At 72.5% G+C, this 19,195-nt stretch carries 20 protein-coding genes; 11 read left to right on the top strand and 9 right to left on the bottom strand.

The window, feature by feature from the left end; genetic code table 11:
• Positions 1-37 precede the first annotated feature (37 nt).
• Positions 38-1,369 carry an aminotransferase class I/II-fold pyridoxal phosphate-dependent enzyme gene (locus ACIPSE_RS42745; protein ID WP_401674486.1) on the top strand — a complete coding sequence of 444 codons (1,332 nt, stop codon included), beginning with the start codon at positions 38-40 and terminating at the stop codon, positions 1,367-1,369.
• Between the two features lie 128 nt (positions 1,370-1,497).
• On the opposite strand, the gene ACIPSE_RS42740 is transcribed toward ACIPSE_RS42745, so the two are convergent.
• Positions 1,498-2,505 carry a DMT family transporter gene (locus tag ACIPSE_RS42740; RefSeq protein WP_401674484.1) on the bottom strand — a complete coding sequence of 336 codons (1,008 nt, stop codon included), beginning with the start codon at positions 2,503-2,505 and terminating at the stop codon, positions 1,498-1,500.
• A 74-nt stretch (positions 2,506-2,579) separates the two neighbouring features.
• On the opposite strand from ACIPSE_RS42740, the gene ACIPSE_RS42735 reads away from it, so the two are divergent.
• Positions 2,580-3,482, top strand: a complete 903-nt coding sequence (locus tag ACIPSE_RS42735; protein ID WP_401674482.1) for a LysR family transcriptional regulator — start codon at positions 2,580-2,582, stop codon at positions 3,480-3,482.
• Between the two features lie 34 nt (positions 3,483-3,516).
• On the opposite strand, the gene ACIPSE_RS42730 is transcribed toward ACIPSE_RS42735, so the two are convergent.
• A complete protein-coding gene (locus tag ACIPSE_RS42730; RefSeq protein WP_401674480.1) occupies positions 3,517-3,984 on the bottom strand; it encodes a pyridoxamine 5'-phosphate oxidase family protein in 468 nt (155 codons plus the stop codon).
• A 154-nt stretch (positions 3,985-4,138) separates the two neighbouring features.
• Here ACIPSE_RS42730 and ACIPSE_RS42725 point away from each other — a divergent pair, with 154 nt between their 5' ends.
• Positions 4,139-4,789 (top strand): cysteine hydrolase, encoded by a 651-nt coding sequence (locus tag ACIPSE_RS42725; protein ID WP_401674478.1) that lies wholly within the window; start codon positions 4,139-4,141, stop codon positions 4,787-4,789.
• On the opposite strand, the gene ACIPSE_RS42720 is transcribed toward ACIPSE_RS42725, so the two are convergent.
• Entirely contained in the window at positions 4,776-5,252 is a 477-nt protein-coding gene (locus ACIPSE_RS42720; protein ID WP_401674475.1) for a Rieske (2Fe-2S) protein, read from the bottom strand. The genes ACIPSE_RS42725 and ACIPSE_RS42720 overlap by 14 nt on opposite strands.
• A 220-nt stretch (positions 5,253-5,472) precedes the next feature.
• On the opposite strand from ACIPSE_RS42720, the gene ACIPSE_RS42715 reads away from it, so the two are divergent.
• From ACIPSE_RS42715 to ACIPSE_RS42685, 7 genes are all read left to right on the top strand, one after another.
• On the top strand, positions 5,473-6,228 hold the full coding sequence (locus ACIPSE_RS42715; protein WP_401674473.1) for a HipA family kinase: 756 nt from the start codon (positions 5,473-5,475) through the stop codon (positions 6,226-6,228).
• The gene (locus tag ACIPSE_RS42710) at positions 6,225-6,674 is read left to right on the top strand and encodes a DUF3037 domain-containing protein (protein WP_401674470.1); all 450 of its coding nucleotides are present in this window, start codon (positions 6,225-6,227) and stop codon (positions 6,672-6,674) included. Before ACIPSE_RS42715 ends, ACIPSE_RS42710 begins: the two co-directional genes overlap by 4 nt.
• A 150-nt stretch (positions 6,675-6,824) precedes the next feature.
• Complete coding sequence (gene fabG / locus ACIPSE_RS42705) at positions 6,825-7,586, top strand: 3-oxoacyl-ACP reductase FabG (RefSeq protein WP_401674467.1); 762 nt, start codon at positions 6,825-6,827, stop codon at positions 7,584-7,586.
• A 30-nt stretch (positions 7,587-7,616) separates the two neighbouring features.
• On the top strand, positions 7,617-8,384 hold the full coding sequence (locus ACIPSE_RS42700) for an SDR family oxidoreductase (protein ID WP_401674465.1): 768 nt from the start codon (positions 7,617-7,619) through the stop codon (positions 8,382-8,384).
• 189 nt (positions 8,385-8,573) lie between these two features.
• A complete protein-coding gene (locus tag ACIPSE_RS42695; RefSeq protein WP_401674463.1) occupies positions 8,574-10,154 on the top strand; it encodes an ABC transporter substrate-binding protein in 1,581 nt (526 codons plus the stop codon).
• A gap of 90 nt (positions 10,155-10,244) precedes the next feature.
• Positions 10,245-10,928: a uracil-DNA glycosylase gene (locus ACIPSE_RS42690; RefSeq protein ID WP_401674460.1), complete on the top strand. Its 684-nt coding sequence runs from the start codon at positions 10,245-10,247 to the stop codon at positions 10,926-10,928.
• Between the two features lie 105 nt (positions 10,929-11,033).
• Positions 11,034-11,558 carry a hypothetical protein gene (locus ACIPSE_RS42685; protein WP_401674457.1) on the top strand — a complete coding sequence of 175 codons (525 nt, stop codon included), beginning with the start codon at positions 11,034-11,036 and terminating at the stop codon, positions 11,556-11,558.
• A gap of 37 nt (positions 11,559-11,595) precedes the next feature.
• Here ACIPSE_RS42685 and ACIPSE_RS42680 read toward each other — a convergent pair whose 3' ends face one another.
• Together ACIPSE_RS42680 and ACIPSE_RS42675 are read right to left on the bottom strand one after the other, a co-directional pair.
• A complete protein-coding gene (locus tag ACIPSE_RS42680; RefSeq protein ID WP_401674455.1) occupies positions 11,596-12,087 on the bottom strand; it encodes a hypothetical protein in 492 nt (163 codons plus the stop codon).
• A 112-nt stretch (positions 12,088-12,199) separates the two neighbouring features.
• Positions 12,200-12,712, bottom strand: a complete 513-nt coding sequence (locus ACIPSE_RS42675) for a DinB family protein (protein WP_401674452.1) — start codon at positions 12,710-12,712, stop codon at positions 12,200-12,202.
• A 172-nt stretch (positions 12,713-12,884) separates the two neighbouring features.
• Here ACIPSE_RS42675 and ACIPSE_RS42670 point away from each other — a divergent pair, with 172 nt between their 5' ends.
• Positions 12,885-13,790, top strand: a complete 906-nt coding sequence (locus ACIPSE_RS42670) for a Gfo/Idh/MocA family protein (protein ID WP_401674449.1) — start codon at positions 12,885-12,887, stop codon at positions 13,788-13,790.
• On the opposite strand, the gene lnt is transcribed toward ACIPSE_RS42670, so the two are convergent.
• The 4 genes from lnt to ACIPSE_RS42650 all read right to left on the bottom strand — a co-directional run bounded on the left by lnt (position 13,714) and on the right by ACIPSE_RS42650 (position 18,863).
• Positions 13,714-15,279, bottom strand: coding sequence for an apolipoprotein N-acyltransferase (gene lnt, locus ACIPSE_RS42665; protein ID WP_401674447.1), 1,566 nt, complete (start codon positions 15,277-15,279; stop codon positions 13,714-13,716). The two genes, ACIPSE_RS42670 and lnt, sit on opposite strands and share 77 nt — an antisense overlap.
• Positions 15,280-15,351: 72 nt before the next feature.
• A complete protein-coding gene (locus tag ACIPSE_RS42660) occupies positions 15,352-15,837 on the bottom strand; it encodes a nuclear transport factor 2 family protein (protein WP_401674444.1) in 486 nt (161 codons plus the stop codon).
• Between the two features lie 63 nt (positions 15,838-15,900).
• On the bottom strand, positions 15,901-17,070 hold the full coding sequence (locus ACIPSE_RS42655; protein WP_401674442.1) for an FAD-dependent oxidoreductase: 1,170 nt from the start codon (positions 17,068-17,070) through the stop codon (positions 15,901-15,903).
• A gap of 134 nt (positions 17,071-17,204) precedes the next feature.
• Positions 17,205-18,863: a serine/threonine-protein kinase gene (locus ACIPSE_RS42650; RefSeq protein ID WP_401674440.1), complete on the bottom strand. Its 1,659-nt coding sequence runs from the start codon at positions 18,861-18,863 to the stop codon at positions 17,205-17,207.
• Positions 18,864-19,195 lie beyond the last annotated feature (332 nt).

The following is a 19,195-nucleotide window of genomic DNA, read 5'->3' as shown; positions in this document are numbered from 1 at the left end:
GTTGCGCGGCATATTGCACTAGTGCATAATCTGGTTTGTGCTAGAAGGATATCGGATCGAAGGCCGCCGCGCAGCCGACATCGCGGCGAGCGTCGAGCGCGCGGTGGGTACCGGAGAGCTGGAACCGGGACAACTGCTGCCGCCGATGCGGGAGTTGGCGGGCGAGCTGGGCGTGAATCCCAACACGGTCGCCGCCGCGTACCGCACCCTGCGCGAGCGCGGGGTCATCGAGACCTCGGGGCGCCGCGGCAGCCGGGTGCGGCCCAAGCCGGCCACGACGGCCCGCGAGTACATCCGGGTGGACGTGCCCGAGGGGGTGCGGGACGTCGCCGACGGCAACCCCGACCCCGCGCTGCTGCCCCGGCTGGGACCCGCGTTCGCGGCGGCGGCCGAACACAACGACCGGGAACCCGTGCTGTACGGGGAGGCCGCCGTGGAGCCGGAGCTGGCGCGACTCGCGCGGGCCGCGCTGGACGCCGACGGGGTACCGCAGGGGCCGCTGGCCGTGGCCTCCGGTTCGCTCGACGCGATCGAGCGCGTGCTCGCCGTCCATCTCAAACCGGGGGACACCGTCGCCGTCGAGGACCCGGGGTGGGGCAGTCTCCTCGACCTGGTCCCGGCCGTCGGGCTGCGCGTCGCGCCCGTCGGCGTCGACGACGAGGGGCCGCTGCCCGACGACGTGCGCCGGGTGCTGGAGGCTGGCGCCCGCGCCCTGATCGTCACCGACCGCGCGCAGAACCCGACCGGCGCGGCCGTCGGCGCGGAGCGCGCGCGGGCGCTGCGCGCCGTGCTGGCCGACCACCCCGAGGTGCTGCTCGTCGAGGACGACCACGGGCACGGCATCGTCGACCTGCCGCTGCACCCGCTGGCCGGTGCCACGCGGCACTGGGCGTTCGTGCGGTCCGCCGCCAAGGCGTACGGGCCCGATCTGCGGCTCGCCGTGTTCACCGGGGACGCGGTCACCGTGGACCGGGTGCGGGGGCGGCAGCGGCTCGGGCCCGGGTGGGTCAGCCGGATCGGGCAGCGGGCGCTGGCGGAGCTGTGGGCGCGAGGGGCCGTCGATCCCGTGCGGGTCGCGGCGGCCTACGCCCGGCGGCGGGACGCGTTGATCTCGGCGCTGGCCGAGCGGGGGGTCGCCGCGCGCGGGCGCAGCGGGCTGAACGTGTGGGTGCCGGTGCCGGACGAGACGGGGGCCGTGGCCCGGCTGCTGCACGCCGGATGGGCGGTGGCGCCGGGGGCGCGGTTCCGGATGGGGGCGGGGCCGGGCATCCGGGTCACCGTGGCCACGTTGCAGGAGGGCGAGGCGGGGGCGCTGGCCGCGGCGATCGCGGAGGCGGTCGGGCCGGGGGGTGGACGGGGACATGTGTAGGTGAACCTGTGGACCGGTGGGCCTGTGGGTGCGGGGCGTCAGGGGTTCGCCCCCGCCGCCCCTGCCCCGTCCTATCCCCGAGGGCTGCCGCCCTGGACCTCCGCTTCGGCCCTGAAGGGGCCTCCTCCTCAAACGCCCGACGGGCTGGGAGGGGTCGCCTCTTGGCGGGGCCCCGTCCTCGGGCTCCGGACGGGCTGGGGAGCCGCAACCTGCTGGACGGGCTGATGAGCCGTGACCTGTCCGCGGGGCGCCGGCTGTCGCAGCTGGGTCAGTGCCGCCCCCGCCAGCACGATCACCGCGCCCACCGGTGTCGACCAGCTCAGTGACTCGTCCAGCAGGGCGACCCCCGCCGCCGTGGCGATCACCGGGATGAAGTACGTGACCATCTGGGCCGTGGTGGGGCCCACTTCGGCGACCAGGCCGTACTGGACCAGCACGGCCAGGCCGGTGCCGAGGGCGCCCAGGGCCGCGATCGCGAGGAGGGGGCCCGTCGCGAAGCGGGTCGGGAGGTCCGTGAACAGCGGGGTGACCAGACCCAGTTGGAGGGTCGCCAGCAGCAACTGGGCTCCCGTGAGGGAGAGGTGGGAGTGGCGGGAGCCCGCCAGGGTGCGGCGGACGTAGATCCAGCCGATCGGGTAGCTGAGGGAGGCGAGCAGTGCCATCGCGGTGCCCCGGGCGTCGAGGCCGTCGAAGCCCTGCCAGGCGCCCAGCACCGTCAGGACGCCGAGGAAGCCCAGGCCGAGACCGGCGACCCGCACCCGCGTAGGGCGGTCCTCCGACAGGGCGACCAGGGACAGGGTCATGCCCCACAGCGGGGACGTGGCGTTGCAGATGCCCGCGAGCGTGGACGGGATGGTCAGTTCGGCGTAGGAGAAGAGGGAGAACGGGAGGGCGTTGAGGAGGGAGGCCGCGACCGTCAGATGGGCCCAGGTCCGCGCGCCCCGGGGCAGCCGCTGCCGCTTCACCGCCATCGCGACCACCAGCACCGCCGTACCGAACAGGAGCCGTCCGAGGGTCACCTGGAACGGGGCGTACGCGTGGGTGCCGACCTTGATGAGCAGGAAGCTGAAACCCCAGATCAGGGCCAGGGCGGCGAAGCGGAGGCGCCAGGGCAGGGGCGCGGTGCCGGTGGTCATGCGGACCACTCTGGCCCCCGTCACCTCGTAGCACAATCGAGAATTCCAGCGCGGTATCTCGTAGCATTGCTTACATGTTGAATCTGGAGCGGCTGCGCACCCTCGACGCCCTCGCCCGGCACGGCTCGGTCAGCGGTGCCGCCGAGGGCCTGCACATCACGACCTCGGCGGTCTCGCAGCAGATGTCCAAGCTGGAGCGGGAGATCGGCCAGCAGCTCCTCGCCAAGAACGGGCGGGGCGTGCGGCTCACGGACGCCGGGCGGCTGCTCGCCGACCACGCGGCCCGCATCCTGTCCCAGGTGGAGCTCGCCCAGTCCGATCTGGAGGCGCAACGGGGGAAGGTGGTCGGGGAGTTGCGGCTCGTCGCCTTTCCGACCGCCTTGCGGGGGCTCTTTCCCGCCGCGCTGGCGGCTCTGCGCCGCGACCATCCCGCGCTGCGCCTGCGGTCGCGGGAGCTGGAGCCCGAGCAGGGGGTCGACGCGGTGCTCCGCGGCGACGCCGATCTCGCCGTCGTCCTCGACTGGTACAACAAGCCGCTGCCCATGCCCGAAGGGCTCGCCCAGGCGCCGATCCTGGACGACCCCGTGGAGATCGCCATGCCCCACGGCCATCCGCTCGCCGGCCGCGACGAGGTCGATCTCGACGACTTCGCCGAGGACGAGTGGGTCGCCTGGCCCGAGGGCGAGTTCTGCCACGAATGGCTGCTCTACACCCTGCGGACCAAGGGGATCGAGCCCGTCATCGCCCATCGCGCGGAGGAGCACCACACGCAACTCGCGCTCGTCGCGGCCGGGTTGGGCGTCTGTGTCGCTCCCCGGCTCGGCCGCGACCCGATGCCGGCCGGCGTCCGTGCCGTCCCCGTGCGCGACCGCGTCCACCGGTACGTCTATGCCGTGTGGCGCGCGGACGGCGACCGCCGCCCCTCGATCAGGGCGGCGGTGGAGGCGCTCCAAGGGGTCGGTGCACGCGTCCGGTGACCGGTCGTCCCAGGGATCTGGTGGGCAACCCGGCCTAGAGAGCCGACAGTTTGCGGAAGTCCCAGGACACGACCTTCTCCGGGGTCAGCCGCATCCACGCGTGGCGGCCGTCGTGCGGCATCTCCTCCAGGCCGAAGTTCTTCCGGGCGAACAGCGTCTCCGGCACGTCGAGTTCGGCGCGCAGCTCACCGGTGCGCGGCGCCTCGCCCACGAACTCCACGGCCCCGGACAGCTCGACACCGCGCAGCTCGTCGTACTCCTCTCCGGTGTCGATGACGATCGCGACGCGCTGGTCGCGGCGCAGGTCGGTCCAGCGCTTGCTCTTGACCACCGAGTACAGCCACAGCGAGGTGCCGTCCCAGGCGAACCAGAGCGTGCTGACATGCGGGGCTCCGTTCGCCGAGACGGTGGCGACCCGGCAGGTGCGCTGGGTGGCGAGGAACTCGTCCAGTTCACCCGGCGTCATCATGATCTTGCGGCCCCGGCGCTGAGTGACGGTCATACGGCCCCCTCTTCCTTCTCCCACGTCGTGCCAGAGGTGATCCTCTGACATCACGTCAGAAAAGGACGCCGGGCCAGGATGCGATGTCTTCCGTCCATGCGCAATGGTGGCTACGCTCGCCCGCTCCGGCCGTCGCGACGAGGGGGAACGAATCATGGCAGCAGGCGAACGGCTCAGCGCGCTCCTCGATCCGCCCTCCACCGTCCTGCTCACCGTGGAGTGCCAGCAGGGTGTCGTCGGGGTCGACAGCGCCCTGCCCGAACTCGCCAAGGAGGCACGGGCGTCCGGCGCCCTCGCCAACGTGGCCCGGCTCGTCGACGCCGCCCACGCGAGCGGCGTCCAGGTGATCCACGCGATCGCCGAACGCCGCCCCGACGGCCGGGGCGCCAACCACAACGCGCGGCTGTTCCACGCCGCCGAACGGCTTCCCGTCCAGCAGCTCACCGGTACCGCCGCGGTGCGGGTGGCACCCCCGATCGAGGTCACCGAGGAGGACTTCGTCGTACGGCGGCTGCACGGGCTGTCGCCCATCCATGGCACCGACGTCGACGCCCTGCTGCGCAACCTGGGCTGCCGCACCCTCGTGATCGCCGGGGTCTCGGCCAACGTGGCCGTGCCCAACGCCGTGTTCGACGCCGTCAACCGCGGCTACACCGCCGTCGTGCCCTCCGACGCGATCGCGGGCGTGCCCGCCGACTACACCCCCGCGATGATCCGCAACACCCTCGCATTGGTCGCCACGGTCGCGACCACGGACGAGGTGGTGGGCTGTCTGCGAGGTCCGCGCCGGGTCACGCGAGGCTGATCGAGTCCCCCGACACGCTGATCTCCACCGAGTCCAGGGGAGTGGTGGCGGGACCCTTCTTCACGCTGCCGTCGAGCACCGAGAACTCGCTGCCGTGACAGGCGCAGGAGATCGTGTCGCCCGCGAGGTCCTTCATCGGACATTTCTGGTGCGTGCAGATCGTGGAGAAGGCTTTGTAGTCGCCCGCCGTCGGCTGCGAGACCACCACCTTCGCGTCGGTGAAGACCTTGCCGCCGCCCTCGGGAATGTCCGCCGTCGCCGCGAGCGCCGAGCCACCGCCGGAGCCGGTCTCGGTCGTCGCGCCACCACCGGCGGCGGCATCGCCCTGTTCGGTGGACGAACCCGACGCGTCGTCCCCCGAGCCGCACGCGGTCAGCGCTGCCGCGAGCCCCACCGCGCCGACCGCCGCCACGACGGATCGGCGGTTCGGTCCCGACGACGGCTGAACTGTTTCGCTGGTCATGCTGACGTTCCTTCCGGTCTTTTCGTGATGTGCCGAGAGGTACGGTCCGTTCGGACCGGCTGTTCAGACCACGTCGAAATCCTGACCCCGTCTCGCCGGGAGGTGGGTAAAGGGGAGCTGTCGGTCCCCTGTCGATCGCTGTCGCACGGCTGTCGGAGTGCCGGCGAACGGCTGTCGACCCAGGCCGGGAACCGGGCGCGGACGCCAGTAACCTGGGGCGATGCTCAAGGAAGCCATCGCGACCCGCTACATCACGCCCCTGCGTGAGGGCGGCTCGCTGCCGGGACTCGTCGAGGCCGACGACCTCGGGACGTACGTCATCAAGTTCACCGGCGCCGGACAGGGCCGCAAGACGCTCGTCGCCGAGGTGGTGTGCGGCGAACTCGCCCGCCGCCTCGGGTTCCGGATGCCCCGCCTGGTCACCCTGGACCTCGACCCCGTGCTCGGCCTCGGCGAGCCCGAGCAGCAGGTGCAGGACCTGCTCCGGGGCAGCGGCGGCACCAACCTCGGCATGGACTTCCTCTCCGGCGCGATCGGCTTCGACCCGCTCGCCTTCGAGGTGGACGCCGAGGAGGCCGGGCGGATCGTCTGGTTCGACGCACTCGTCAACAACGTCGACCGGTCCTGGCGCAACCCCAACCTGCTGATGTGGCACGGCGACCTGTGGCTCATCGACCACGGCGCCACCATGATCTGGCACCACAACTGGCCCGGCGCCGAGACCTCCGCGGCCCGCCCCTACGACGCGGCCGACCACGCCCTCGCCCGCTTCCGGCCCGACGTCACGAGCGCCGCCGCGCGCCTCGCGCCGCTGGTCACCGAGGACCTCCTGGCCGAGGTCACCGCCGAGATCCCGGACGTCTGGCTGACCGGCGAACCCGGCTTCGACACCCCGGACGACCTGCGCCGGGCCTACGCCCGCCCGCTGCTCGCCCGCGCCGCCGACGTCCACCACCGCATCAAGGGGATCTCATGAGCGAGCGCCACATCCACATGGCCGGCAGCGTCGTCGAGCGCCACATCATCAAGGGCGGCCAGGGCGGCGGCCGGGACGTCTTCGAGTACGTCCTGCTGCGCGTCGTCCCGCGCGTCGAGCGCGGCGAGTGCATCAACGCGGGCGTCCTCGTCTACTGCCGCGCCAAGGGGTACGTCGGCGCCCGCGTCCACCTCGACGAGGCGCGGCTGCTCGCCCTCGACCCGCGCGCCGACGTCGCCGGGATCAGGGCGGCGCTGGCTGCCGTGGAGGGCGTGTGCGGCGGCCCCGGCACCGCCGGACAGGCCGCCGGGGACGACGCCGGGCGGCGGTTCCGCTGGCTGGTCGCGCCCCGCTCCACCGTCGTCCAGCCGGGTCCCGTGCACACCGGACTGACCGCCGATCCGGCCGCCGAGGCGGAGCGTCTGCTGGACCTCCTGGTCAGATGATCGGCCGGCCGGGGCACGGGTGATGGATCACACCCGGGGCGCGTGGCGTTGACACCGGGTGCCAGGGCTTCTAGCGTCACGTCTGCCGAGGTACTAAGCGGTCGCTCACCGATCGGGCCGCACATTCTTCAAGGGCGAGGAGAAGCAGCAATGTCCACCACTGAGCAGCGGGTAGCCATCGTCACCGGCGCCGCGCGCGGCATCGGTGCCGCCACCGCCGTACGACTGGCCGCCGAGGGCCGCGCGGTCGCCGTGATCGACCTCGACGAGGCCGCCTGCAAGGACACCGTGGAGAAGATCGTCGCCGCGGGCGGCAAGGCCGTCGCCATCGGCGCGGACGTCTCCGACGAGGCCCAGGTCGAGGCCGCCGTCGCCCGCGTCGTCCAGGAGCTCGGCGCGCCGACGATCCTCGTCAACAACGCCGGTGTCCTCCGCGACAACCTGCTGTTCAAGATGAGCGCCGCCGACTGGGACACCGTCCTCAACGTCCATCTGCGCGGCTCCTTCCTGATGACGAAGTACGTGCAGAAGCACATGGTCGACGCCGGGTTCGGCCGGGTCGTCAACCTGTCCTCGTCCTCCGCGCTCGGCAACCGCGGGCAGGCCAACTACTCGGCCGCCAAGGCGGGTCTCCAGGGCTTCACCAAGACCCTCGCCATCGAGCTCGGCAAGTTCGGCATCACCGCCAACGCCGTCGCCCCCGGCTTCATCGCCACCGAGATGACCAAGGCCACCGCCGACCGTGTCGGCATGGGCTTCGACGACTTCAAGGCCGCCGCCGCCACCCAGATCCCGGTGCAGCGCGTCGGCGAGCCCGAGGACATCGCCAACGCGATCGCCTTCTTCACGAACGAGGCCGCCGGCTTCGTCTCCGGCCAGGTGCTGTACGTCGCCGGCGGACCGCTCGACTAGGGCATCGGGACCAACCAAGGGATCTGGAACATGACTTCGGTGGAACTCCCCGAACTCTCCGGCAAGGTCGCCCTCGTCACGGGCGCCAGCCGCGGCATCGGCTACGGCGTCGCCGAGGCGCTCGTCGCCCGCGGTGACCGTGTCGTCATCACCGGCCGCAACGAGGACGCCCTCAAGGAGGCCGTCGAGCAACTCGGCGCCGACCGCGTCATCGGCGTCCCCGGCAAGGCCCACGACGAGGCGCACCAGGCCGTGGCCGTCGAACGCGCCATGGAGACCTTCGGGCGCGTCGACTTCCTGGTCAACAACGCCGGGACCAACCCGGTGTTCGGCCCGATCGCCGACCTCGACCTGAACGTGGCCCGCAAGGTGTTCGAGACCAACGTGATCTCGGCGCTCGGCTTCGCGCAGAAGACCTGGCACGCCTGGCAGAAGGACAACGGCGGCGCGATCGTCAACATCGCCTCCGTCGCGGGCATCGCGCCCTCGCCCTTCATCGCCGCCTACGGCGTCAGCAAGGCCGCCATGATCAACCTGACCCAGCAGCTCGCCCACGAGTTCTCGCCCGGGGTCCGGGTCAACGCGATCGCCCCGGCCGTCGTGAAGACCAAGTTCGCCCAGGCCCTGTACGAGGGACGGGAAGCGGAGGCCGCGGCCTCCTACCCGCTGGCCCGTCTCGGTGTGCCGTCCGACATCGGCGGCGCCGCGGCGTTCCTCACCTCCGCGCAGTCCGACTGGGTCACCGGTCAGACGCTCGTCGTGGACGGCGGCATCTTCCTCAACGCCGGCGTCGGCTGAGTTCTCCCGCTCCGCCCACGGGCCCCGTTGACATCGACGGGGCCCGTGTCCACGTCCAAAGGCCGCATAGACGGCGGACGGTGGCATCGCGTGCGGCCCCGCAGGACGCCTGTGACCGAATCGGTTCTGTGAGCCTGGCGCTGCGGTATGTTTTGCCAACTCTCGGCACAGCATTCGAGGAGCAAGCACGTGTTCAAGCGGAACCGGTACCTGCCGCCTCTCGCGGCCCTCGTGTCCATATCGTCGGTGGCCGGGTGCGGGGTGTTCTCCTCGGACTCCGCCGGCGACGGCGGGCCGATCGTCGTCGGGACCACCAGCGCCCCGGCCACGCTGGACCCCGCGGCCTCCTGGGACAACTCCTGGGAGCTGTTCCGCAACGTCTACCAGACGCTCCTCAACTACAGCCCCGGCGGCGCCGACCCGGCCCCCGACGCCGCGGAGCGCTGCGCCTTCACGGACGCGTCGAGCACCGAGTACAAGTGCACGCTGCGCGAGGGCCTCACGTTCTCCAACGGGCACACGCTGGACGCCAAGGCGGTCAAGTACTCGATCGACCGTATCAAGAAGATCAACCTGAACGGCGGCCCCGCCGGTCTGCTGGGCACCCTCTCCGAGGTCCGGACCAGCGGCGACCTCGACGTCGTCTTCAAGCTCAACCAGCCGGACGCCACCTTCCCCCTGGTCCTCACCACGCCGGCCATGTCGATCGTGGACCCCGAGGACTACGAGGCCGGCGCCGTCCGCGAGGACGGCAGGATCAGCGGCTCGGGTCCGTACACGCTCGACTCCTACAAGGAGGGCGAGAAGGCCGAACTCGTCCGCAACGACCGCTACAAGGGCATCGCGGACCTCAAGAACGACGCCGTCACCATCCGCTACTTCCAGCAGTCCGACGACCTGGTCAAGGCCCTCAAGGACAAGGAGATCTCGGTCGTCTACCGGGGTCTCGGCGCCGCCGACACCGTCGACATCGAGTCCAACCAGCGCGAGCAGGGACTCCAGCTCCTGGAGAACCCCACCACCGAGATCAGCTACCTGGTGTTCAACCCCAGCGACCCGTGGGCCGCGAAGCCCGCCGTGCGCAAGGCCATCGCCCAGGTCGTCGACCGTCCCGCGCTCGTCCACAACGTCTACAAGGACACCGTCGAGGCGCTGTACTCGATGGTCCCGGCCGGCCTCACCGGCCACACCACGGGCTACTTCGACGACTTCGGCACCCCCAGCGTCGCCAAGGCCAAGAAGATCCTCACCGAGGCCGGCATCACCGAGCGCGTCCCGCTGACCCTCTGGTACACCACCGACCGCTACGGCTCCACCACCAAGCCCGCCTTCGAGGAGCTGAAGCGGCAGCTGGACGGCTCCGGCCTCTTCACGATCACCCTCAAGAGCCGCCCCTGGAAGACCTACGTCGAGGGCTACCAGAAGGGCGAGTACCCGGTGTTCGGGCGCGGCTGGTTCCCCGACTTCCACGACGCCGACAATTTCATCGCGCCGTTCGTCGGCGAGCAGAACGCCCTCGGCACCCCCTACGAGGCCCCGGAGATCACCGGGAAGCTGCTGCCGCAGTCCCGCGCGGAGAGCGACCGCAGCGCGGTGGCCGAGCAGATCGAACAGGCCCAGCAGATCTTCGTGGACGACGCCCGGCTGCTGCCCCTGTGGCAGGGCAAGCAGTACGTGGCCGCGGACGAGGAGATCGCCGGGCTGGAGAAGGTCATCGACCCGGCGACGATGATGACCATGTGGGAGCTGTACCGCAAGACGAGCTGGTAGCGCGCGGGTTCACCGGTCGCGGGAGCCGTTGTCAGTGGTCGCCTGTAGGTTCTGAGACCTGAAGCGACCGCACGACATAAGGACGTTGACGTGACCGACACCGCCATGCTGCCCGAGTCCTGGCACGGCGTGCTGGGCGACGAGCTCCAGCAGCCCTACTTCAAGGAGCTGACCGAGTTCGTCGAGAAGGAGCGGGCGAACGGTCCGGTCTTCCCGCCCCGCGACGAGGTCTTCGCCGCGCTGGAGGCCACCCCGTACGACCAGGTCAAGGTCCTGATCCTCGGTCAGGACCCGTACCACGGCGAGGGCCAGGGCCACGGGCTGTGCTTCTCGGTCCGTCCCGGGGTGAGGACCCCGCCCTCGCTGCGCAACATCTACAAGGAGATGAAGGAGGAGCTGGGTACGCCGATCCCCGACAACGGCTATCTGCTGCCCTGGGCCCAGCAGGGCGTCCTGCTGCTCAACGCGGTGCTGACCGTCCGCTCCGGTGAGGCGAACTCGCACAAGGGCAAGGGCTGGGAGAAGTTCACCGACGCGGTCATCCGCGCGGTGGCCGACCGGCCCGACCCGGCGGTCTTCGTCCTGTGGGGCAACTACGCTCAGAAGAAGCTCCCCCTGATCGACGAGAGCCGCCATGTCGTGGTGAAGGGCGCCCACCCCTCGCCGCTGTCGGCGAAGAAGTTCTTCGGCTCCCGCCCCTTCACCCAGATCAACGAGGCCGTGGCCGCACAGGGCCACGAGGCGATCGACTGGACGATCCCCGACCTCGGCTGACCCGCCGCGGGGCCGCCCTGCGGGGTCGGCCCCGCCTCGCCTGGATTGCCGGTGCCTGCGGTTAGCGTCGAACGCGACCAGGACCGTTGAGGTGTGGAGGACACGGTGGCGGAGCGACAGGAGCAGACGGCGCCGGATGCCGTGATGTCACGGATCGGGCAGGTCGTCATGCTGCATCACGCGGGCGACCGCGAGGAGGCCCGCCATCGCTTCCTCGACCTGTGGGCGGAGATCGGCGAGGACGGCGACCCGCTGCACCGCTGCACCCTCGCCCACTACATGGCCGACGCCCAGGACGACCCCTCGGACGAACTCGCCTGGGACCTCAGGGCGCTGACCGCCGCCGAGGAGCTGACCGACGACCGGCTCGCCGAGCACGAGGGAACCCTCGCGGTCCGGGCCCTGTACCCCTCGCTCCACCTCAATCTCGCCGCCGACTACGTCAAGCTCGACCGGGCCGGGGCCGCCCGCACCCATCTGCGCCGGGCCCGCACCGCCGCCGGGGCCCTGGCCGACGACAGCTACGGCGACGGCGTCCGCGCGGCGATCAGCCGCCTCGAACTCCGCCTCGGCGACGACGGCACCCCGGACGGCGACGGCTGGACCCCGGCCCCCAGACAGCACCCCTGAGCGGCGCCCGCCCTCACCGCCGGTGGCCGGACAGGCGTCAGCGCTGGTACGTCTGCTCGCAGATCCGGGCCTCCGCGCTGTCCTTGCGCCAGCCCCCGTACTCCTTCGCCAGCCCGCACACGTCCGGGTTCCCCGGCACGGCCGTCGCCACGTCCGGGAGCTCGACGCGCGGCTGCCGGCCCTCACGCGTGCCGGGGTGCTCGGGGTGGACCGGATGCCGGGGCCGTTCCGGCCGCGCCTCGGGGGCCGCCCGCTCCGGGGCCCGCGCCGCGGCGGAGGGTGTGGCGGGGCCGGCCGGAGGAGCGCTCGGCTTCGCATCCTCGGAGGGGCCCATGAGCTCCAGGGCCTCCCGTGCCGGAGCCTGCACGATCTGCGGCTCCGCCGGGCCCTCCGGACGGGGCGCCGACGACAGGGCTGGCCCCGCCGGAGGCTGCCCGGTGGCGGGTGGGCGCTGGACCGTCACACAGCCCGAGAGGGCCGAGACAGCCACGGTGACCAGGAGCGCTGCGGTCGTCGTCGTTCGATGCACCCGCGCAACTCTGCTGGTTCACGCCGGTTTTGAGGCGGCGGACAAGCGCAGGTTGCCCCGCACGGGTGATCTCCGGCCCCGTACGGAGGGGCCGCCCTCCCCGAGGATGACGTCAGTCGCCGGTCGAGCCGTCGACGCGCTCGCGCAGCAGATCGGCGTGGCCGTTGTGCCGGGCGTACTCCTCGATCATGTGCGTGTAGATCCAGCGCAGGCTGAACCGCTCCCCGGTCCGCCGGTGGACGCCCTTGGACATGTCGTCCAGGCCGAGGCCGGCGGCGTTGCGGCGGGCGCCGGCGATCTCGGCCCGCAGCGTGGCGTGGGTGTCCTCCCAGGTCTCCGTCCCGGAGAGATGGAAGTCGCCGTCCGGGTCCTCCTCGGTGCAGTAGAGAACGCCCTGGTCGTCGTCGAGCAGGATCTGGTGGAACCAGAACCGCTCCACCTCCGCCATGTGGCGCGCCAGCCCCATCAGGGTCAGTTCGGAGGGCTCCACGGAGGCGGTCCTGAGCTGGGCGTCGGTCAGGCCCTCGCACTTCCACACCAGCGTCTGCCGGTGGTAGTCCAGCCAGCCCTCCAGCATGGTGCGCTCGTCGGCGGTGGTCGAGGGCTCTCGGCGTTCGGTCGTCATGACGGCATCGTCGCCCAGCCGCCCGGCCTTGACCAGCCAGTTTCCGGGAACCGTGCGGGGCGTCGACCGGCGAGGGGGCCGTGACCTGCGCGGGCGCCGCGGCCGGGTGCGGCAACGGCGGCCGGCCGTATGCTTCCTTCCTGTCAGTCGGGGCGAACGTCAGGGAGACTCAGTGAAGGTCGGCTGCATCGGACTCGGCGACATCGCGCAGAAGGCCTACCTGCCGGTCCTCGGCGCCCTCCCCGGGGTCGAACTCCACCTCCAGACCCGTACGCCCGCCACCCTCGACCGGGTCGCCGACGGACTGCGGCTGCCGCAGGGGCAGCGGCACCGGGACCTCGACGCGCTGCTCGCCGAGGGCCTCGACGCGGCCTTCGTGCACGCGCCGACCCCCGTCCACCCGGACATCGTGGGACGGCTGGTCGAGGCGGGCGTGCCCACGTACGTCGACAAGCCGCTGGCGTACGAACTGGCCGATTCGCAGCGGCTGGTGGAGCTCGCGGAGGGGCACGGGGTGTCCCTGGCCGTCGGGTTCAACCGGCGCTTCGCGCCCGGCTACGCGCAGTGCGCCGACCACCCGCGTGAGCTGATCCTGCTCCAGAAGAACCGGATCGGGCTGCCCGAGGAGCCCCGGACGATGATCCTCGACGACTTCATCCACGTCGTCGACACCCTCCGTTTCCTGGCGCCGGGCCCCGTCGACGACGTGACCGTGCGCGCCCGGGTCAGGGACGGGCTGCTGCACCATGTCGTCCTCCAGCTCGCCGGGGACGGCTTCACCGCGCTCGGGGTGATGAACCGGCTCAGCGGCTCCGCCGAGGAGATCCTGGAGGTCTCGGGGCAGGACAGCAAGCGGCAGGTCGTGAACCTGTCCGAGGTCGTCGACCACAAGGGCCAGCCGACCGTGCGGCGCCGCGGGGACTGGGTCCCTGTGGCCCGGCAGCGCGGCATCGAACAGGCGGTGCTGGCGTTCCTGGACGCGGTGCGCGCGGGGAAGGTCCTCAGCGCCCGGGACGCGCTGGCGACTCATGAGCTGTGCGAGCGGGTGGTACGTGCCGTTCGGGAGCAGGCCTCCTGAGCCGCAGCGCCCGCACCCCCTGGAGCGCGCACCAGGCGCCCAGGATCAGCAGCGCCGCGTGCGCGGGCCAGTCGCCGTACCGCACGTACGGGGTGACACCGGTCGCCAGGGGCACGTCGAACACCGCCTGCGTGCTCGCGTCGGTGGGGACCCAGGAGCCGACGCGCCGCCCCTCGGGGCCGTAGACCGCGGAGACCCCGGTCAGGGTGGCGTGCACCATCGGGCGGCCCGTCTCGGCGGCGCGCAGCGCGGCCAGCGAGGCGTGCTGCTCGGGGGCCCAGCTGTGCTGGAACGACGACGTCGCCGACTGGGCGATCAGCACCTCGGCGCCGTCCTCGGCGAGATGACGGCTCATGTCGGGGAACGCCGACTCGAAGCAGACCATCGGGCCGATCCGCAGTCCGTGCCCCACGTCCATCACGACCTGCCCGGTGCCGCGCCGCCGGTCCTCGCCGGCCGCCTTGCCCACCGAGGTCGCCCAGCCGAGCAGCGACCGCGCGGGCACGTACTCGCCGAACGGCACGAGCCGCATCTTGTCGTAGCGGTCGCCGGTCAGCCCGTCGGGGCCCACCAGCACCGAGCTCTTGTAGATGCCGGGCTTGTCGGAGCGTCGCGCGTCCACGTTGACGAGGATGTCGGCGCCCGTCCCACGGGACAGGGCGGCGAGACGGTTCGCGAGGTCGGGGCGGTCGCCCAGGTCGAAGCCGACGCTGCTCTCGCCCCACACGATCAGGTCGACGTCCCGCCCCGCCAGCCGCCGGGTCAGCTCCTCCTCGCGGTCGAACCGCCGGTCGCCGCTGTCCACCCCGTCGACGACCCCCGGCTGCACGACGGCGATCCGCACCCGCCCGTCGGCGTCCGGCCGGGGCGACCACGCCCAGGCCGCCGAGGCCGCGACGGCGGTGGCGACGAGCCCGCTCACCGCGGGGACCCGGGCCCCGCGGTCGCTCACCAGGACGGCGACGCACACGTTCACGGCGACCACCAGGAAGCTGATCAGCCACACCCCGCCCACCGAGGCCAGCCGCAGCGCGGGCTCCACCTGCCACTGGCTGGAGCCGAGCATGCCCCACGGCCCGCCGAGCCCCTCCCAGGACCGCACGAGTTCGACCAGCAGCCAGCCCGACGGCAGCACCGGCAGCGCCCCGAGGACCCGGCCCGCGGACCCGAGGAAGTGACGGACCAGCCACCCCCACGGCGCCCACAACGCGCCCAGCAGCGCCGCGATGACCAGCGTGAACACATGCAGGCTCGGCAGCAGCCAGTGGTGCATCCCCAGCATGAACCCGAACCCGCCGCACCAGCCGTCGTACGCCGCCCGCCGCCCGGTCGGCGCCGAGCGGGCCAGCAGCAGCCACGGGACCAGCGCGACGTACGCGAACCACCACAGGGAGGGGGCCGGGAAGGCGAGCACCGGCAGGGCGCCGGCGAGCGCGGCGAGCGCTGAGCGCCGCCAGGGGGAGGCGAGCCAGTTGCCGAGCGTCTCCATACGGCGCCTCCCTACCCCGTGCGTCCCTCCAGTGTGCGCGGTCGCGACGCCCCGGGGACAGAGGGCGTCCGGTCAGTTGATCACGGGCGCGGGGCGCGGACCGGGAAGGCGCCGCCACTTCTCCTCGACGACGACCTCCCGCAGCCGCCAGCCGTCGTGCGTGCGCAGCATGGCGAACGCGTACCGGCCGCCGCACACGAAGTCGGGAGCCGTCGAGGCGGTCCCGTCCCGGGCCATCCGCATCGGGTTGACATAGTCGGCCGCCACCCGGGCCGTGTCACCCGTGTCGTGGTCCCACTGGCCGAAAGTGACCTTCCGGTTGACGATCAGATGCTGCCGCATCGGGAACAGCAGCATGCTCTCCGCCAGCCACGCGGCGATCTCCCCCGCGTCCCCCTCGACCCCGCCCGCCGAGCGGTAGTCCGCCCGCCCGCCCGCGGCGAACAGCCCCCGGTACGCCGTCCAGTCGCCGTCGTCCACGGCCCTCGCGTAGTCGGTGACCACCTCGTCCACGGCCAGCCGGTCCATCACGGTGGCGAGCTCCACACGCTGCGTCATCGGCTCAGTGTTGGGCATGGGACGAGCGGGGCCAAGAGGCGTGCGACGACAATCGGCCCCCGCTCACGCGCCGGGACCTTCGAACCCCCACGCCGCCGCGTGCGGGCCGAACCGGTCCTTCGCCGCGAAGGCCCGCAGCCGGGCGTCGCGCGCGTCCGCCCCCGGACCGTCCGGCAGGTGGTAGTCGCCGCCCGCCCGCGCCGAACTCGCCTGCACCGCATGGGCGGTGGGCAGCCGCCGGGCGACGTACTCGTGGAGCGCGTCCGGTACGTCGGCGGAGGTGGCGCCGATGAGGGTGTCGCCCAGCACGGCCGCGTCCATGAGGGCCTGCGCGGCGCCCTGTGCCTGGAACGGCGTCATCGCGTGGGCGCTGTCCCCCAGCAGCGTGATCCGGCCGCTGTTCCAGCGCTCCAGCGGGGCCCGGGTGTAGATGCCGTAGCGCAGCACCTGCCCCGCGCGTTCGAGGAGCGCGCGCGGCCGGGGGTCCCAGCCGGCGAACGCGGCGAGCTGCTCGCCCGGCTCCGCGCGTGCGGTCCAGGACTCCTGCGCCGCCGTGTCGGTCTCGAACACGCCGACCACGTTGAGGAGTTCGCCCCGGCGCAGCCGGTAGTGGACGAGATGGCGGCGCGGTCCGAGCCAGCCGGCGTACGGCGGCAGGTCCAGATCGGCGACCTCGTCCGCCGTCAGCACCGCCCGGTAGGCGGCCGTGCCCGAGAACACCGCGTCGTCCGCGCCGAACAGCCACTGGCGCACCGGGGAGCGGATGCCGTCGGCGGCCACCACCAGGTCCGCGTCGAGACGTTCACCGTCCGCCGTCGTTACGGACGCCGACCGCTCGTCCTGGTCGACACCGGTGACGGCGGTGCCCAGACGCACCGAGGCGCGGGGGACCGCACCGGCCAGTGCCGTGTGCAGGTCCGCGCGGTGCACCTGGAGATACGGCGCCCCGAACTCGTCCTCCGCCTCCCGCCCGAGGGGGAACCGGCAGATCTCCGTCCCGTCGGACCACCTGCGGAAACTCACGTACGGCGGCCGGTGCGCCCATGCCTCCACCGCCGCCAGCAGCCCCAGCCGGCGCAGCACCCGGGTGGCGTTGGGGGCGAGCTGGATGCCCGCGCCGATCTCCCCGAACCGCGGCGCCTGTTCGACGAGCGTGACCTCGCACCCCGCCCGGCGCAGACTCAGTGTCGCGGCCAGCCCCGCGATGCCCGCACCCACGACGATCACCCTCATGCCAGGCCCCCCGTTCCGACTGGGTCGAGAGGTTCAGGGTGACCGGGGCCGCCGAACCCGGCAACGAAGAGGGCGGAGTTGTGACACCGGGGGCGGGGGTTTCGGTCAACCACCCGGCCCTGCCGTCCTCCCCCCTACCCCGACCGCGGTTCCGAGGCCGTGAAGCGTTCGAAGCCGGCGTGGAAGGCGGTGCCCTCGGGGTCGGTCGTGTTGTAGTGGAACGCGGAGACCCCGCAGCCCCGGCCGGTGAAGGCGGCGCCCGTGTACGAGGCGACGCGGGTCCCGTCGACGGCGAGTTCGACCTCGATCCGGCCCGCACCCGCCGGGGTGCAGGTCATCGTCATGTCGATCGGCTGCCGGCTGGCCAGCTCCAGCCCCAGGTCCCGCAGGTCGACCTCGACGACGCGGTCGTGCTGGAACTCCCCCTGGTGGTGGAACTCCCGTACGATCAGCGCCTCCTGGCCGGTCGTCAGATAGGTCGACCAGCGGGACCCCTTCGCGTAGTCGCCGGAGCCGTTGCACCAGAGCCCGACCCCGCCGTCACCGCCGTACCACTCGGTCCGGGTGCTCAGCCGGACGGCGAACGTGGACGGTTCGAAGGGGGCCTGCGGCCACACCTCCAGCTGGGGCCGCGGGTCCACCAGCATGGTGCCGCCCTGGTGCGTGACCCTTCCCAGGGCGGGGTCCTTGTGCGTCCAGTCGCCGGAATCGGTCAAGTCGTCCGTGTAGGTGAGGGGTTGACGCGCCGGGGCGGTCACGGAGGACGCGGTGTCCGCGCCCTTCCCACCGCCCTCCCCGGACGATCCGCCGGAGGTGGTGCTGAGCACGACGGCCAGCAGCACGGCCACGGCGGCACTTCCGGCGGCGAACCCCCACAGCCGCAACTGCTTGCCGCTGAGCCCGGATCCGGAGCCGCCGCCGCTCGCGGGTTCGGCCACCGGCGGGGTCCGCGGTTGCGGGCGCGGCCCCGACTCGGTCGGGGCGTTCTCCGGTGTGCCGGCCCCCTCCGCCGTCCCCGCGAGCCGGGCCACCAGCCGCGCCGCGGTGGGGCGTTGCGCCGGATCCTTGCGCAGACAGTCCGCGACGACCGAACGGACCGGCTCCGGTACGGCGGTGAGGTCGGCGTCGCGGGTGCAGACGGCGACGAGCACCTCGTAGTCGTTCTCCCCGGCGAAGGGGTGCCGTCCGGTGGCCGCGAAGTACAGCGTCCCGCCGAGGGAGAACACGTCGGAGGCGCTCGTGACCGCCAGCGACTGGACGTGCTCGGGCGACATGTACGCGGGGGAGCCGAGCACGCTGCCCGGTGTGGTCAGCGCGGACTCCAGCAGGCGGTCGTCGCGGGCGATCCCGAAGTCGATGATCCGGGGGCCGTCCGGGGAGAGCAGGATGTTGGACGGCTTGATGTCCCGGTGCACGACACCCACCCGGTGCACCTGCGCGAGCGCGTGCGCGACGGCGAGCGCGAGGGACTGGAGCCGTCCGGGCGGCAGGGGGCCGTTCTCGGCGACGTACTGGTGGATCGTGGGCCCCGGGACGTACTCGCTGACGATGTACGGGTGTCTTCCGGACAGGTCGGCGTCCAGGACCCGCGCGGAGGCGAGTTCACCGACCCGGCTCGCGGCGCCGAACTCCCGCCGTACGCGGGCCAGTGCGATGCCGTCGTACTCCTTGCCCGGCAGCAGGAACTTCACGACGACCTGCCGCCCCGTCCGGTCCCGGGCGAGCCACACGACCCCCTGCCCGCCCCGGCCCAGCTCGCGCTCACAGACGTATCCGCCCTCGGACACGTGCATTCGAGGATCCATGCCCCCGCCCCCAGCCCCGCCCCCGGTCCATGGCCGCGTCCAGCGTATCGGCGCTCCGGGCGCCCGGCAGGGCTGTCGGCGGGGTCCCCGGCGGGTGGACGGGGCACGCCGTGGTGGAGTGCGCCCCCTGGGAGGGCGCGAGGTGCGGGGGTGCGAGGGGCGTGCGGACCGTGAGCAGGGGGAACGGGAGCCGACGCCTGGCAAGGCGCCTCAGGGGACGAGTCCGGTCGCGTCTACGCCGGTTGAGGTCGTCGCCCGGTCGACTCGGCGTATCCGGACCGGCGAGAGCTCGGACCACTGGACCTCGGTCCGAGCGGCGA

This window comes from Streptomyces sp. NPDC090106, assembly GCF_044747265.1.
Lineage (GTDB): Bacteria > Actinomycetota > Actinomycetes > Streptomycetales > Streptomycetaceae > Streptomyces.
Note: the sequence above shows the minus strand (reverse complement) of the source record. Positions and strands in the feature narration are given on the sequence as shown.